Below are 15277 nucleotides of genomic sequence, written 5' to 3'. Positions count from 1 at the left end.
GCCGCTGTCTTTTCCTGCTCGCTCCTGCACAAGGTCGGCCCGGTGAGCCGGGGCCGCCGCTATGTGCTGACGACGTTCTTCCGCCAGAAGCGCTGAGAGGCCGTCGCCTAAGCCGAAGCCGGCAGCGGCAGGTCCAGCGTCGTGGTCCGCCGAAGCTCACGGCGATGGGTCTTGTCGTCGAACGGCCGGGCACGATGCATGGTGCACCGATTGTCCCAGATCACGAAATCATGCGGCCGCCAGATGTGGCGATAGATGAACTGCGACTGCGTGGCATGGTCGATCAGGTCGCGCAGAAGCAGCCGACCCTCCGGCACCGGCCAGTCGACGATATGGGCGGCGTGCGAGGCCAGATAGAGCGCTCGGCGACCGGACCCTGGGATGGTGCGCACCAGCGGGTGGACGGCCCCCTTCAGCTTATCCTGCTCATCGTCGCTGAAATCGAAACCGAGGACGTGGCGCGAATAGACGATGGAATGAAAAACGCGCAACTCTTCGATTGTGCCGCGGGTGTCCTCGTCGAGTGCATCGTAGGCAGCGCGCATGTCGGCGAACTCCGTATCGGCACGCACCGGCGGCACCACCCGAGCCGATAGCATGGAGTAGCGCCCCGGCGGATCGACGAACGACGCATCGGTATGCCACAGCCGGTTGGCGACCCCGGCGGCGCGCATGCGGTTGTTGGCCTCCCGGATCTTGCCATCCTTGTCCACGTTGGAGATGTCCGCCAGCGCCTCGTTGCCGAACCGATTCTTGCCAATGGCCGAGGAGGATGTACGGGCGTGCAGCGTGCCATCGAAACGCTGGGCGAAGTCGAGCTGCTCTTCGTTAGTGAAATTCTGATCGCGAAAGACCAGCACGGCGTATCTTTCCATGCCGGCGCGGATCGCCTCCAGCGATTCGCGATCATGGACCCGCCGCAGGTCGATCGCGCCAACTTCGCCGGCGAACACGGACGTAAGCGGCGTGATGGTGACGGTCATGACGGGCTCCTTCCTGGAGAACGAGTGGGCCATCTTGGTCGATGAACACAAAACAGCCAACTCGTCTGTTCTGCTCCTCGGCCGCCGGCCTCACGCCATGAGCTGCCGAATTGCCGCCTCCTGCACTCCGGCCGTGAAACCGTCGCCTGTCGAATGACGGTTTCGCGGCGCTATGGATCGCCTGCCCGGAACATCCCTAGGTCGCCTGGATCCAGCTCTTCGCTTCGCCGGCATAGTAGGCGCCGGGATTGCCGTGGACGGTGGTGCGCCACATCAGACGCCCCTCCTTCTCGCCATCGAACCAGGTCGCGGCATGGATCAGGCAGCGATTGTCCCAGATCAGGACATCGCCCTGCGTCCATTCGTGGGCATAGCAGAAGCGGCGCTCGGTCAGATGGGCCATGATCTCGTCGAGCAGCGCTGCTCCCGCGCCATGCGGGCCGGGCTCCATGCCGACGAACGGCCCCTCGAACCAGTCCATCTGGCCCCATTCGCAGAGATAGAGCGCACGCTCGCCCGTGACCGGATGCGTGCGCACTACGGGCTGAGGCTGCGAGCGCTCGTGAGGGGCAAAGGCGCGCGGTTGCCGCCCCGCGAACGCCGCCTCGCGACCGCGGCCGCTGCCGGGCTGGGCATGCAGGCCCTGCAGACCCTCGACCTTTGCCTTGAGATGAGCAGGCAGCGCCTCGTAGGCCAGGATGCCGTTGGCAAACAGCGTCTGGCCGGTGTCTCGTGTCGCGGGTGTCACGGCGTAGAAGAGCGAGATGTCGGGCGGCGGACGGCGATAGCTTTGGTCCGTGTGCCAACCCTTGCGATGCGGATACTGCACCGGGATCAGCCCGTCGGCCGCCAGCGGGGGCTCGGGCCGCTTGGGCGGCGCCTTGCTGACCGGCGGCATGTTCGACACCAGGAGGATCTGGGGCACCGATACATGCACCGACTTGAGGTCAGTCAGATTGTGGCGATAGTCCTCCACCTCCGGTCCGAACACCCGGCTAAAGCGGATGAGCAGGTCGGGATCGTCGGCAATATCGTTGAGGCCCTGCACAAGCAGAATCCCCTTGGCCTCGGCCAGCGCCGCAGCCAGCTCGTCGGCCGCCGTTTCAGCCGCCGCGACGACGGCGGCGGCGCCCTGCCCGCCGTCGCGCAACCGCACCGTGCTGCCGAACGCCGCGCCCGGCAGCGGACCCTTTGTCTCGAACTTGGGACTCATGCACGCGCTCCTGGTCCTGCATAAGGATCGTTCACCCCGTCCAACGGCCAGATCGGCCGGCGCAGCTTGGTGAACTTCAGCCGCGTGATGTCCGGCGAGCAGATGCCTCCCGAATCGACCAGGATCACCTCGCGCGCGATCGGCGCGTAGGCAGCGCGGAAGTGCTGGACGCTCTTCACCACCACCACGCTCTTGGTGCGCGGGTCGATGCCCTGGCTCAGGAACACCTGCAGGTCGATCGTCTGGATGCGGTTGGAGATCGTCACCACGTCGATGCCACCGATGCGCAGCACCGCCGTCGGGCCCATCGAGGTGCCGACACCGGCGTTCATCGGGCCGTCGTTCTTGAACTCGCCGTCCGAGAGCATCTTGACGATGGCCTTGGCCTTGACCGGCCCACCCATCGACGGATCGGTATGGCCGCCCAGCACGACGTCGATTTCCGCGCCGACGCCAGCTTTGATCGCCTGTTGCACCGTGCCCGGATCGAAGATCGTGCCGAAGGCCACGTTCTCAACCTTGGCGTCGATCAGCGCCTGCAGCACCGGCGTCGTGTCGTTGTAGCCGCCACCGCCCGGATTGTCGGTGCCGTCGGCCACGACCAGCGGCCCCTCCTTGCCAACGCCCGCACGCGCGGCGGCAATGGCATCGGAAATCGGTCGATAGTCCGACGAGCTTTCGTCGCGACGCTTCCAGATCTCGTCGAGGATCGCCGCGGCCACCGCCTTGGCGCGCGCTTCGGCGGCGGGCTCGTGGCTCACGGCGACCGACGGGCCTGTGTAGGGAATGTCGGCCCAAGTGAAACCGGCCTGGATGCTGACGACGTTGATGCCCGGCTCCTTCTCGAAGGCATCGGCCTTGGCCAGCAGGTCGCGCATCAGGCCAGGCTGCGTCGTGCGGCCATGGTCGGCGCCCTCCAGCATCGCCGGCTGCACCAGCAGGCAACGCGGCTGCTTCTTGCCTTCCAGCGCTTCCTGCGCCAGCGCCGCCGCCTGTACCGCGCGCTCGTAGCCGTCGACATGCGGATAGGTGCGATAGCTCACCAGCGCATTGGCGTTCTTGGCCATCTTCACCGTGGCATTGGCGTGCAGGTCGAGCGTGGCGACCAGCGGCACGTCGGGGCCGACCACGCCGCGCAGCGCTTCGAGCAGCGCGCCTTCGGCATCGTCCTCGGTCTCCGTCACCATGGCGCCGTGCAGCGAGAGGCAGACTGCATCGAGCTTGCCCGCTGCTTTAGCCTTCTTTGCCGCGCCGACGATCATGTCGCGAATATGCTCCCAGGTTTCCTTGGTGAGCTTGCCCGAGGGCGTCGCGTTGGCGGCGCCAGCCCATACCGGCTCCCAGCCGTACTTCTTGGCGGAATCGATATAACCACCAATCTCGTTCTTCGTGTCCGTGAAGCGCAGCACCATCGCCTCGCCTTCGATTAGCCAGCGCTTGCGATAGTCTTCGAGCGTGGTCGGCAATTTGCTGAAGGTGTTGGTTTCGTGCATGAACTGCGCGACCAGTACGCGATACGCCATCTCTCGAACTCTCCTATTCCATCCCGTCTCAGAGTTTTGCCGTCTTCAGCCATTCGGCCTGGCCTTCCTCGCCGTCGACACCCATCGACTCGAGGAAGCGGCAGACCATCATGTAGTAGCCGATGGTGAGCGTGAGCTCGACCAATGCGCCCGGCGTCAGGAAAGCCTGCACCGCCTTCAGCGTCTTGTCCGAAGCGCGGACGTTGCGCACCACGTCGTCGGTGTAGCGCAGCACCGCCTTCTCGTTGTCGGTGAAGGCCGCCGCCTCGATGGTGGCCTCGCGCAGAGCCGCGATCTTGTCCTCCGTCACGCCGACGTCGCGGCCGATCCGTTCGTGCTGGAACACTTCGTAGGCCGTACGCGAAAGCCGCCCCACGCGAATGATCGCCAGCTCCCGCAGGACCGGATCGAGTTCGCAGCGATGCAGCAGCGCATTTCCCATGCGCAGGAAGCCCTTCGCGCCCTGCTCCGAGTTCCCCAGCATGCGATAGATGTTCAGCATGGGATCGAGCTTGCCCAGGAACTCGGCATGCTTGCCGGTGGCGTTCTCGACTTCGTAGTACGGAATACGCGGCATCTGTTCTCCTCTTCGCGCAGCTCGCGCGATCATAGCCGTGATTGGGCGGGGGCGCGTCGTCAATACGCAGCGCCCGACGCGTCGTGGGAACGGCTACACGCGTCCGGCCGCCCCGAGATCCCAGAACAGGCCTGTCATCAGCCGCAGCCCGTCGCGCGCCACCGGCGCCAGCAGGTGCTCGTTGGGCGCATGCTGCGAGCAGGCCGCATAGGAGTGCGGTACCCAGACCGTCGGCATGCCGAGAATGTCGGTGAACACCTCGTTCGGCAACGAACCGCCGAGATTGGGCAGCATGTTGGGCTTCTGACCGGCCGTCTTCTCGATCGAGGATGCGGCAAACTTGGCCCAGGGATTTTCCGGGTCCAGCCGTGTCGCGTTCATGATGACGTCTCGCGCCGGCTCGACCTCGATCTGGCCGAAGCCATGCTTTTCGAGATGCCGGCGCAAGGCCGGCACGATGTCGTGCGGGTCGGTGCCGACGACGAAACGGAGCTGGCAGTAGGCGATGGCGCTGGGCGGGATCGCATTCACCGGGCGGTCGGGATTGCCGGTCTTGAACGCCAGCACCTCGAAGCTGTTCCAGCCGAACACCCGCTCGACCGGCGTCAACGACTTCTCCCCCCACTCCGGATCGATCTCCGGCGCGCCTTCGCCCGCATCGACATGGGCGTCGGCCAAAGCCGCCCGCACCGAGTTGGTAAGAGTCTTCGGCCGCCACTCCGGCACTTTGATCTGGCCACGCTCGTCGGTGATGGTGGCCAGGGCATGGGCGAGGATGATGCCGGGATTGGCGAGCAGCCCACCCCAGTTGCCAGAGTGATGCCCGCCTTCGCGCAGGGTGAGCTTGAGGTTGAAGTTCATGGTGCCGCGCGTGCCACCAAACACGGTCGGCCGGCGGTGATCGAGCCGCGGGCCGTCCGAGCCGATCAGGGCGTCGGCCTTGAGGGCGGCCTTGTTGGCCTTGCAGAAATCCGCGAGGCCCGGCGAGCCCGTCTCCTCGCCCGTCTCGATCAGGATCGTGGAATTGAAGCCCAGCGAGCCGCGCTCCTGCAGCACGCAGGCGAGAGCCGCGATATTGATCGTGTGCTGGCCCTTGTTGTCGGCTGTGCCACGTCCGTAAAGCCGGTCACCTTCCACGACGATCTTCCAGGGCGACAGGCCCGATCGCCATTGCTCTTCCTGGCCGCGAATCACATCGCCATGGCCATAGGTCAGCACCGTCGGCTTGGCGGGATCCTCGACCCGGCGCGCAATCAGGAATGGACCGTATTCGGCGCGCGGATTGGGCAGGACGGTGCAGTCGTAGCCGAGCTTCTGCAGCGACTCGGTCATCTCGCCGGAGACGTACTCCTGCAGCGCCGGCATGGAGTCGGTCTCCTGGCTGGTCGTCGGGATCGCCACCCGCCGCTGCAGTTCCTCGAGGAATCCGCCTTCGTCGAAATATTTCTCTGCGCGGCCGATGGCGCCATCCCGTGTCCCGGTCATGCTTTCCCTCGAGGTGTTTCGCGGCCACGATAGCACCCCTGCGCGGGAGGAGAGAATGCCGTCATCCGGTCGAGTCGTATTCAGTCGCATGGACGAAGTCGTGTTCGGCAAGCCTGCCGCCGAGGCGGTATCCGAACTGGTTTCACGTCACGGCGCGCAACGCGTATTCCTCATGGCGAGCGGAACGCTTGATCGTGAGACCGACGAGGTCGAGAAACTGCGCCGGGCGCTCGGCAACAAGTGCGTCGGCACCTTTGCCAGCATGCCGGCCCACTCGCCACGCTCGGCCGTGATTGCAGCCGCCGAGCAGGCTCGTGAGGCGCGCACCGACCTGATCGTCACCCTGGGCGGAGGCTCGATCACCGACGGCGCCAAGGCGGTGCAGCTCTGCCTCGCCAATGACATCCACACACCTGAGGAGATGGATCGGATCCGCGGCCAGTCTGACGTGAAGCCGCCCACGGTGCGGCAAATCTCAATCCCCACCACCTTGTCGGCCGGTGAATTCTCGGCCATCGCGGGCGTCACCAACGAGGAAACCAAGGTGAAGGAGATGTTCCGCCATCCCCTCACCATCCCGCAGGCCGTGATCCTCGATCCCGAGGTGACGCGCCACACGCCGATGTGGCTCCTGCTCTCGACCGGCATTCGCGCCGTCGATCACTGCGTCGAGGGCGTGTGCTCCAACGAGTCGACGGAGTACAGCAACGCCTCCTCCCTGCACGGCCTGTCTCTGCTGGCCCGCGGCTTGCCGCGCGTGAAGGCCGATCCGTCGGATATGGCCGCGCGGCTCGACTGCCAGACCGGCTCGTGGCTTTCGATGGCCGGCATCGCCGCCGGCGTTCCGATGGGCGCAAGCCACGGCATCGGCTACGTGCTGGGCGCCGTGTTCGACGTCCCGCACGGCCATACGTCGTGCATCATGCTGCCGTCGGTCATGCGCTGGAACAGGCCGGCCAATGCCGACCGTCAGGCCTTGATCTCCGCGGCAATGGGCCATCCCGGCGAGGACGCGGGTGACGTGCTCGACCAGTTCATCCGCGGCCTGGACATGCCGCGCAGCCTCTCCGACGTGAAGATCGGCCGCGAACATTTCGACCGCATCGCCAAGCAGGCGATGGGCACGCCGTGGGTGCCACGCAACCCGCGGCCAATCCCGACACCCGCCGAAGTGAAGGAGATTCTGGAGCTGGCGGCCTAGATCCTGCCTTTGCGCTTCGCCACCGACTCCGCGAGCAGGCAGAGGATTTCCCACATCATGGTGACACCGACCAAGGCGGTGTTGCCGCTCATGTCGAAGGGCGGCGAGACTTCGACGACGTCGCCGCCGACAAGATCGAGCCCGCGCAGGCCACGCAGCATCCGCTGCGCCTCGTGCGGGGTATAGCCGCCGATTTCGGGCGTGCCTGTGCCCGGCGCATAGGCGGGGTCGAGACCGTCGACATCGAAGCTGACATAGGTTGGGCCAGTGCCCACGACCCGGCGCGCCTCGGCAATCACCTTTTCTACGCCGAGGTCGAAATACTCCTCGATGGTGATCACCCGCATGCCCTGGTCGACGGCCCACTGATTGTCGTCGCGCTTGTACATCGAGCCGCGGATGCCGATCTGCACGACGCGCTTGGGGTCGAGCAGCCCCTCTTCCACGGCGCGGCGGAACGGCGTGCCGTGCGTGTACTTGTAGCCACCGAAATAGGTGTCCCAGGTGTCGCTATGGGCGTCGAAATGGACCATGCCGAGCGACGGCCCGCCCTTCGCGATGGCACGCATGATCGGCAGCGTGATCAGGTGATCGCCACCTGCCGACAGGGGCACGACACCGGCTGCATGGATCTTGGCGTAGTGCTTCTCGATTCGCTCCAGCGAATCGTCGACGCTGGCGGGATTGACTGGCGCATCGCCGAGATCGCCGCACTTCGCCAGCTCGTAAGGCGCCACGCCGGTCACGTGATGGATGCGTCGCATCATCGTGGAGAGGTCGCGCATCTGCCGTGGCCCGTGGCGGGCGCCGGGACGATTGGTCGTCCCGCCGTCCCAGGGTACGCCCACCATGCCGATCTCGACTTCGGCAGGATCGCGAAACAGCGGCAACCGCATGAAAGTGGCGACGTCGCCGAAGCGTGGCACCACCGTGCCGGCGACCGGCTGGGGGAAATTGCTGGTGTCGTTCATGCCACCTATTTAGGCGCTCCTTACGGCTGCAAAAGAGCCTTGCGGGCCGAAACGAACTCCTCGACGGCCGCCACGAAACGGTCACCTTCGGCATCGCCGATCATGACGTTCAGAGCGACGAAGCCGCGCCGCGCGATCCAGATGCCGGCGGTGCTCATGTCGAAGAAGAACAGCTCCTTGGCGTCCTGGTTGCCGGCCGCAATGTCGGCCGCCGACTTGATCGGCCGCGACGTGGCATGCGCCGTCATCATCGAACCGATGCCGGAGAACTGGAACGCCACCTTGTTCTTGGCGCAGATGGCGTTCAGGCGCTCGCGGATACGATCGCCACGCTCGTTAAGCTCCTTGGCAGCCTCAGGCGTATAGACCTCGCCATAGCCCGCTACACCCGCTGCCATGGTGAGCGCGTTGTTGTTGAACGTGCCGGCATGGGGCAGCGAGTCGGCCTTGGTCGGGTCGAACAGCTCCATGATCTCGCGCTTGCCGCCAAAGGCGCCGAACGACATGCCGCCGCCGATATACTTGCCGAGCGTCGTCATGTCGGGAATGACGCCATAGAGCCCCTGCAGGCCGCCCGGCGAGAGGCGCGAGGTCATGACCTCGTCGAAGATCATGGTGATCCCGCGGGATGCCGTCTCCTCGCGCACCATCTTCAGGAAGGCGACGTCGCCCGGCAGGCAGCCGTGACTGCCCTGCATGGGTTCCAGCAGGACGGCGAACAGCTCCTCGCCGTGCTTGGCGATCAGGGCCTTGGTGCCCTCGATGTCGTTATAGGGCGCCACGATGTACTCGTAGGGCACGTTCACCGGGCTGCCGCCGCTCACGAAGTAGAGCACGCCGCCGTGATAGCCACCGTGGAACACCATGACCTTGGTAGCCTTGGCGCGGCCCTTGCGCTGGGCAAAGACCTTGGCGCCAGCCAGCGCCATCACGTTGCCTTCGGTGCCGGAGTTGGTGAAGCGCACCAGGTCGATCGACGGCATGCGGTCGGCGATCAGCTTGGCGAGCTTGCCTTCGTTGGCGTTGCGGCCACCGTAGTTCCAGCCGTGGTTCAGCGCGCGGTCGATCGCAGCGCGGATCACCGGATGGGAGTGGCCATAGATGCCGGCGGTGTATTCGCCCAGCACATCGATATATTCGTGGCCGTCGGCATCCCACAAGCGGCAGCCCTCGCCGCGCACGACGGTGAGCGGGAACGGCGAGTTGTGCAGCGTGGTGCGGGTGTTGCCGCCCGGCATCGCCTCGCAGGCTTCCTGGTGGCGAGCAAAGCTCTTGGGGTTGCGATCGATGTAGGCCTGCTTCGCTTCGGCGAGCGCGGACTGCAGATCTGAATTCACCAACGCTTGATCGGGCACGGCACTCTCTCCTCACATGAGGTGGAGAGTATCACACTACGTTCAGCTCCCGGATAGGCCGGCCTGCGGATATGCGTTCATAACCGAAAGGACTGAGGTCCAGAGTCCGATAGCTGCCATGCACAATCAGCTCGGCAACGGCGCGGCCGACCGCGGGCGATTGCTGGATACCGTGGCCCGAGAAGCCGGTGGCGAAGATCAGGCTCTCGATTTCCGGATGACGGCCGACGATCCCGTTCTGATCGAACGTGTTGTACTCGTAATAGCCCGCCCAGGCGTTCACGACCTTGGCCGCCTCGAAGGCCGGCACGCGGGCCGCGAGCGTCGGCCAGACGATCTCATCCCACTCCTGATGCTGGACCTCGAGCGGTGCTCCAGGCGGATCGTTGCCTGCCGCGGGGGTCGTGCCGCCGATGTAGAAACGGCCCTCCGGCCGAAACCAGGTGCCCGAGGGGTCGATGGTGAGGGGCGTTATCCCCGGCGGCTCGCGCACGTCGAAGACGAAGACCGAGCGCCGGCGCGGCTCGACCGGCAATACGATGCCGGCGCACGCTGCCACTTCGCCGGACCAGGGGCCGGCTGCCAGCACGATAGCTTTTGCCTCCAGCTGGCCGCCCTTGCGCAACGTCACCACACGGTCCGAGACCCCGACGACCTCGTCGGCGACATAGGCCGCACCCAGGTCGCGCGCCTTGCGGCGAAATCCCTGCATCAAGGCGGGACCGTCGAACCAGCCTTCGTTGGCCGTGCCGTGCGAGGCGAGCGTCACACCCTCGGTCGAGATCCACGGGAAGCGTCCGACCAGCGCGGCCGGATCGAGCAGCTCGACCGCACAATCCTCCCCCTTCTGGATCGCATGGTTCGCCCGCAGCACCGGCTCGCCGGCAGGGCTTGCCAGGAAGAGATAGCCCGGCTCCCGCAACCCCAGCTCGACACCCAGCAGTTCGCCGGCGCGGCGCAGAAAGCCGATGCCATAGCGCGACAGATGGATGTTGAGCGGTGTCGAAAACTGCTGGCGGATCGAGCTTGCCGACAGCGCCGAGGAGGCTCGCGCATAGGTCGGATCGCGCTCGATGATGGTCACGGTACCCGTGAAGGCCGGATCGGACTTGAGATGATAGGCGACGGACGATCCCATCACGCCGCCGCCGATTACAATGACATCGCTCTTCATCGTGTAATCAATGGCACGGCCCGCCCGGGGAATGCCAGCGGCTCACTCGGCAGGCACCCTCACCCAGCCTTCCATCAGGCGTCGCGCGGACCGGCTCATCATCACCTTGGCGACCTTCCATTGCCCCGCCTCCTCGCGCGCTTCGGCGCCAACGGAGAGTGTTCCCGAGGGGTGGCCGAAGCGGACGCGGCCGTCGGCGCCCACCGGCGCCACACGCGAGACGACCGTGCCGGGGATCGCTGCGGCGGCGGCAATGGCGACCGCGCCGGTGCCTGTCATGGCATGGTGCAGCACCCCCATCGAGAAGATGCGTGCGAGCAGGTCGATCGAGCCGGCCTCGATGCGCTTGCCGTCCGATGCCATATAGGATGCCGGCTTGGCCACGAAGGCGAGCTTGGGAGTATGTGGCCGCTTCGCTGTCGCCTCCTCAGTAGTAGCGACCAAGCCCATGGCAACGGCGCCCAGCGCACGCACGGCCTCGACCCGCTGCAGCAGCGCCTTATCGCCATTGACGTCGCCCTGCAGCTCCATGCCCGTGAGGCCAAGCCGCGCGGCATCGACGAAGATCGTCGGATTGCCGGCGTTGATCAGCGTCGCCTCAAGCTGGCCGACACCCGGGACGTCGAGAACGTCGATGCGCTTGCCCGACGGGAACATGGCGCCGCCACCCTCCTGACCTCCGCCCTCCTCGTCGGCCGCGGGATCGAGGAACTCGACCTTCACTTCCGCCGCCGGAAAGGCCACGCCGTCGAGCTCGAAATCGCCCAGCTCCTGCACCTCGCCGCCCTGCATCGGCACGTGGTTGACGATGACCTTGCCGATGTTCGCCTGCCAGATGCGCACCGTAGCCATCCCATCGGCCGGGCCTTCGACCAGCCTCGCACTCAGAGCAAATGCACCGACCGCCGCGCTGAGGTTGCCGCAATTGCCCGACCAGTCGATGACCGGCGCGTCGATCGCCACCTGCCCGAAGCGATAGTCGACGTCGCAGCCCGCGCGATCCGACTTCGACAGGATCACAACCTTGCTGGTGCTGGAGGTGGCACCCCCCATGCCGTCGGTATGCTTGCCGTAGCGATCCGGGCTGCCAATGATCCGGAGAAGCAGCCGGTCGCGCACCGCGGGATCGGACGGCAGATCATGGGCGAGGAAGAACACGCCTTTACTGGTGCCGCCGCGCATGTAAACGGCGGGAATACGAAGCTGCTTCATGGTGCCTCAATACAGGGCTTCCGCTCCTGAAACGATGATCATGTCGAACACGATCACAACTTATTGTCACCATACTCTTGAGTAATTCTCTTGATAGTTGTGTTTCGCGTCACTTTTACAGTAGACACGAGGTCGCTGTGCACGCAAAAACCAGCAGAAAATCCTTGGCCACGACCCTGTGGAACTCACTCGAAGTCGCGAAAATGTCAGCTTCCATCGTTACTCCCGTAGCTATCGCATTCCTCGGATATGCGTTCTGGAGCACTCAGCGTGGCGTCGTGGAGAACTGGGAAAAGCAACAGCTAATCGAAAGGCAGATACTGGATTCGAGAGAGCGCGAACGAGATCGACTTCGTGAATTCAGGTTGGCGATCTTCAAGGATGCCGCGCCGCTTCTTAACGACATCTACGCGTATCACTTCTACATCGGAAGCTGGAAGGAACTTACGCCAGCCAACATCATCGAGAAGAAGCGCCATCTCGACAGACTGATGTACTCGAACGAAGTCCTGTTCACACACGACTTCTTCAACGCGTACCGGGACTTCATGAAGCAGTCCTTTGCAACTGCGAGAAACTACATCGGAGAGTCAAAGATCCGTACCGACTCCAAGTGCCGAGGTGCCCATTGGGGCAATAGCTCGGGAAACTGGCTCCCCCTCTTCACCAATGAAGACAACAGGGACAAAGTCTGCGTCGCGTATCGCAAGCTTCAGGGTCGCTTATCCGAGGAGCTGCTATTTCAGAACATCAACATCGCCAACGGCGATGGCGGCCAGTGCCCCAAGAAGTATGAAAGAGGCAACTGCGGCTAAGGCCGCCTAACGCCGGCGCCAGGCCTGCAGGCGGTCGAGGAGGAAACGGTCGGCGAGAAGATGGGCGACCTTGACCGCCGCCGAGGTCAGCACGATCACCACGCAGAGCGCCGCCGCCGCCGCGGTCGTCCCGGCTTCCTCGATGTTCACGGCGGCCACCGAGGCGAGCTTGGTGTCGGGCGAGTAGAGGAAGATCACCGAGGAGACCGTCGTCATCGCGTTCACGAAGAGGTAGATCGCGATGTCGAGAATGGACGGCAGACAGATCGGCGTCGTGACCCTGGTGAAAGTGCGCCAGATCGGGACCTTGAGCGAGGCGGAAACGGATTCGAACTCGGGGTCGATCTGCTTCAGCGCCGTCGTCGCTGTCAGGTGCCCCACCGTATAGAAGTGCGCCACCGTATTCACCACCAGGATGCCCATGGTGGCGTAGAGGAAGCCCAGCGGGTTGCCAGGCGCGTTGAAGAAGAAGATGTAGCCCAAGCCGAGGACCAGTCCGGGCACTGCCATCGGCAGGAAAGCAAGCAACTGAACGACGCCGCGCACGAGATGGAAATCGCGCGTCTTCTCGGTAAGCCAGGCGCCGGTGAACATTAGCGCGGTACCAAACAGCGCGGCGCCCACCGCCATCTCCACCGAGTTCCAGTACGAATCCCAGCCATTGGCGTCGAACTTGGCGAAGTCGTAGTTGTCGAGCGTCAAGCTGAGGTTGTACGGCCAGTACTTGATCAGCGACCCCCAGATCGCCATCCCGAGGATCGCCAGGATGCCAAGCGACACCACGGTGCAGAAGAGCGTGGCAAGGAAATCGCGCCCGGGCTTGGGTTTGGGCACCAGCGGCACCGCCCGCGCCGTGAGCAGCGCCACCTGCTTTCGCTGCACCAGCCGGTCGACCACGAAGGCAAGTGCAGCCGGTGCCAGCAGCACCATGCCGACCACGGCGCCCATCGAAAAGTTCTGCTGGCCGATCACCTGCTTGTAGACGTCGGTCGCCAGTACGTTGAAGTTGCCGCCGATCACCTTGGCGATGCCGAAGTCGGTGATCACCAGAGTGAAGACGACAAGCGCCGCACTGATAAGGCCGTACTTGGCGCCCGGCAGGGTCACGGTGAAGAAAACGCGGAGCTTGCTGGCCCCCAGCGCATCGGCCGCCTCGTAGAGCCGCGCATCGGCGGTCGCGAGCGCGGTCACCAGGATCAGGGTCGCGTGCGGGAAGCAGTAGAAGACCTGCGCGATCACGATGCCGTCGAAACCGTAGATCGAACCTCCCCCCAGGAGCGCCTTGAAGAAGCCTTGCGTGCCGAAGAGATAGATCAGCGCCAGGCCCGGCAGCAGCGAGGGCGCGAAGATCGGGATCAGCGCCACGCCCTGGAACAGCCAGCGCATGGGCAGCACCGTCCGAGTCAGCGCATAGGCATAGAGGAAGGCCAGCGGCACGACGATCACGGTGCTGACCGCCGCCACGTGCAGGCTGTTCAGCGCCGAGTTGAAGAGTGCGGGCGTCGAGAAATAGGAAACATAGTTGGCGAGGCCAACGAACTTGCCGTCGCGGTCTTCGAAGCCCTTGGCCAGCAAGGCCCAGAGCGGCAGCCCGACGATGACCAGCAGGAGCGCTGCCAGCAGCACGACGCCCCCGCGCATGACGAGGTCGTCGCGCGAGAGACCGACTTTTGTCGACGGTACAGCGAGGCTCACGCAGCAAAGACCCTGAGACGATCCGGTGGCAGGGCGACGTCGAGCCGGGTGCCGCGCTCGACGCCCAGGTCACGAATCAGGTTACTGGAGAAGTCGGCGGTCATCGCCACATCGGCGGACGGGCTCTTGAGGGCGGCCTTGAGCGTGGCCCGGCAGAAGGCGCCGACGAAATCGAGCTCGGCCACCTCGACCGTCACGCGATTGGCGACGCCCTCAGGCAGGTCGCGCACCCGCACATCCTCGGGCCGGATACAGAGATTGACCTTTTGTCCCGGGGCCAATCCCTCCTGTCCCGGACAGGCGAAGTCGACGCCGGCCACCTGAACTTTGTCGGGCGCCATCAGGGTCCCCTGGAGGAAATTCATCGACCCGACGAAATCGGCGACGAAGGCGGATGCCGGCCGACGGTAGATTTCCTGCGGCGTGCCGACCTGCTCGATGGCGCCGTGGTTCATCACCACGATACGGTCGGCCATCGTGAGCGCCTCTTCCTGGTCATGCGTCACCATGATGGTGGTCACTCCCAGCCGGCGTTGGAGCGCCTTGATCTCGTGACGGAGCCTCAGGCGGACGCGGGCATCGAGCGCCGACAGCGGCTCGTCGAGGAGCAACAGCCCGGGCGACGTCGCAAGCGCTCGCGCCAGCGCCACGCGCTGCTGCTGGCCGCCCGAGAGCTGGGCGGGATATTTCGGACCGGCATCGGGCAGCCCAACCATCGCCAGCAGCTCGAGGACGCGGACGGCAATCGCGGCCTTCTTGTCACGCCGGCTGACCAGCCCGTAGCCGACATTGTCGGCCACCGTCAGGTTGGGAAAGAGCGCGTAGGACTGAAAGACGATGCCGAAGTCGCGCTTGGCCGGTGGCAGCGCCGACACGTCCCGCCCCTTCTGCCGGATCGTGCCGGAGCTCTGCGGATCGAGCCCCGCGATGGCGCGCAGCAAGGTGGTCTTGCCGCAGCCAGAGGGGCCCAGGAAGCAGACGAACTCGCCTTCGGCGATATCGAGCGTGATATCGCCGAGAGCAGTAAAGTCGCCGTAGCGTTTGGAAAGACTACGAACCTCTAGGTAAGTCAC

Annotated in this window: 13 protein-coding genes; 2 read left to right on the top strand and 11 right to left on the bottom strand. The window is 64.9% G+C overall.

Features of this window, described 5'->3' with window-relative positions:
• Positions 1-107: 107 nt before the first annotated feature.
• From BN60_RS06525 to BN60_RS06505, 5 genes are all read right to left on the bottom strand, one after another.
• Entirely contained in the window at positions 108-983 is an 876-nt protein-coding gene (locus BN60_RS06525; RefSeq protein WP_020695205.1) for a TauD/TfdA dioxygenase family protein, read from the bottom strand.
• Positions 984-1179: 196 nt separating this feature from the next.
• Positions 1180-2196 (bottom strand): TauD/TfdA dioxygenase family protein, encoded by a 1017-nt coding sequence (locus BN60_RS06520; protein WP_020695204.1) that lies wholly within the window; start codon positions 2194-2196, stop codon positions 1180-1182.
• On the bottom strand, positions 2193-3719 hold the full coding sequence (locus BN60_RS06515; RefSeq protein ID WP_020695203.1) for a M81 family metallopeptidase: 1527 nt from the start codon (positions 3717-3719) through the stop codon (positions 2193-2195). Before BN60_RS06515 ends, BN60_RS06520 begins: the two co-directional genes overlap by 4 nt.
• 28 nt (positions 3720-3747) lie before the next feature.
• Positions 3748-4296 (bottom strand): carboxymuconolactone decarboxylase family protein, encoded by a 549-nt coding sequence (locus tag BN60_RS06510; protein ID WP_020695202.1) that lies wholly within the window; start codon positions 4294-4296, stop codon positions 3748-3750.
• Positions 4297-4389: 93 nt separating this feature from the next.
• Positions 4390-5781 (bottom strand): M20 family metallopeptidase, encoded by a 1392-nt coding sequence (locus BN60_RS06505; RefSeq protein ID WP_020695201.1) that lies wholly within the window; start codon positions 5779-5781, stop codon positions 4390-4392.
• Between the two features lie 55 nt (positions 5782-5836).
• Between BN60_RS06505 and BN60_RS06500 the strand changes: the two genes are divergently transcribed.
• The gene (locus BN60_RS06500) at positions 5837-6982 is read left to right on the top strand and encodes an iron-containing alcohol dehydrogenase (protein ID WP_043283685.1); all 1146 of its coding nucleotides are present in this window, start codon (positions 5837-5839) and stop codon (positions 6980-6982) included.
• On the opposite strand, the gene speB is transcribed toward BN60_RS06500, so the two are convergent.
• The 4 genes from speB to prpF are packed head-to-tail and all read right to left on the bottom strand — an operon-like array spanning position 6979 to position 11694.
• The gene (speB, locus tag BN60_RS06495; protein ID WP_020695199.1) at positions 6979-7953 is read right to left on the bottom strand and encodes an agmatinase; all 975 of its coding nucleotides are present in this window, start codon (positions 7951-7953) and stop codon (positions 6979-6981) included. The genes BN60_RS06500 and speB overlap by 4 nt on opposite strands.
• A 20-nt stretch (positions 7954-7973) precedes the next feature.
• The gene (locus BN60_RS06490) at positions 7974-9308 is read right to left on the bottom strand and encodes an aspartate aminotransferase family protein (protein ID WP_020695198.1); all 1335 of its coding nucleotides are present in this window, start codon (positions 9306-9308) and stop codon (positions 7974-7976) included.
• Between the two features lie 31 nt (positions 9309-9339).
• Entirely contained in the window at positions 9340-10482 is a 1143-nt protein-coding gene (locus tag BN60_RS06485; protein ID WP_020695197.1) for an NAD(P)/FAD-dependent oxidoreductase, read from the bottom strand.
• 42 nt (positions 10483-10524) lie between these two features.
• Positions 10525-11694, bottom strand: coding sequence for a 2-methylaconitate cis-trans isomerase PrpF (prpF, locus tag BN60_RS06480; protein ID WP_020695196.1), 1170 nt, complete (start codon positions 11692-11694; stop codon positions 10525-10527).
• A 164-nt stretch (positions 11695-11858) separates the two neighbouring features.
• On the opposite strand from prpF, the gene BN60_RS06475 reads away from it, so the two are divergent.
• Positions 11859-12509 (top strand): hypothetical protein, encoded by a 651-nt coding sequence (locus BN60_RS06475; protein ID WP_020695195.1) that lies wholly within the window; start codon positions 11859-11861, stop codon positions 12507-12509.
• Positions 12510-12515: 6 nt separating this feature from the next.
• On the opposite strand, the gene BN60_RS06470 is transcribed toward BN60_RS06475, so the two are convergent.
• Complete coding sequence (locus tag BN60_RS06470; protein ID WP_020695194.1) at positions 12516-14204, bottom strand: putative 2-aminoethylphosphonate ABC transporter permease subunit; 1689 nt, start codon at positions 14202-14204, stop codon at positions 12516-12518.
• On the bottom strand, positions 14201-15277 hold the full coding sequence (locus tag BN60_RS06465; protein ID WP_020695193.1) for a putative 2-aminoethylphosphonate ABC transporter ATP-binding protein: 1077 nt from the start codon (positions 15275-15277) through the stop codon (positions 14201-14203). Before BN60_RS06465 ends, BN60_RS06470 begins: the two co-directional genes overlap by 4 nt.

It is taken from the genome of Reyranella massiliensis 521 (assembly GCF_000312425.1).
GTDB classification, from domain to species: domain Bacteria; phylum Pseudomonadota; class Alphaproteobacteria; order Reyranellales; family Reyranellaceae; genus Reyranella; species Reyranella massiliensis.
This window is presented reverse-complemented; position numbering and strand designations above follow the sequence as displayed.

Coding starts and splice junctions, on each gene's coding strand:
- BN60_RS06520 (WP_020695204.1), bottom strand. CDS start 2,196: ATGAGTCCCAAGTTCGAGACAAAGGGTCCGCTGCCGGGCGCGGCGTTC.
- BN60_RS06510 (WP_020695202.1), bottom strand. CDS start 4,296: ATGCCGCGTATTCCGTACTACGAAGTCGAGAACGCCACCGGCAAGCAT.
- speB (WP_020695199.1), bottom strand. CDS start 7,953: ATGAACGACACCAGCAATTTCCCCCAGCCGGTCGCCGGCACGGTGGTG.
- prpF (WP_020695196.1), bottom strand. CDS start 11,694: ATGAAGCAGCTTCGTATTCCCGCCGTTTACATGCGCGGCGGCACCAGT.
- BN60_RS06525 (WP_020695205.1), bottom strand. CDS start 983: ATGACCGTCACCATCACGCCGCTTACGTCCGTGTTCGCCGGCGAAGTT.
- BN60_RS06500 (WP_043283685.1), top strand. CDS start 5,837: ATGCCGTCATCCGGTCGAGTCGTATTCAGTCGCATGGACGAAGTCGTG.
- BN60_RS06485 (WP_020695197.1), bottom strand. CDS start 10,482: ATGAAGAGCGATGTCATTGTAATCGGCGGCGGCGTGATGGGATCGTCC.
- BN60_RS06505 (WP_020695201.1), bottom strand. CDS start 5,781: ATGACCGGGACACGGGATGGCGCCATCGGCCGCGCAGAGAAATATTTC.
- BN60_RS06515 (WP_020695203.1), bottom strand. CDS start 3,719: ATGGCGTATCGCGTACTGGTCGCGCAGTTCATGCACGAAACCAACACC.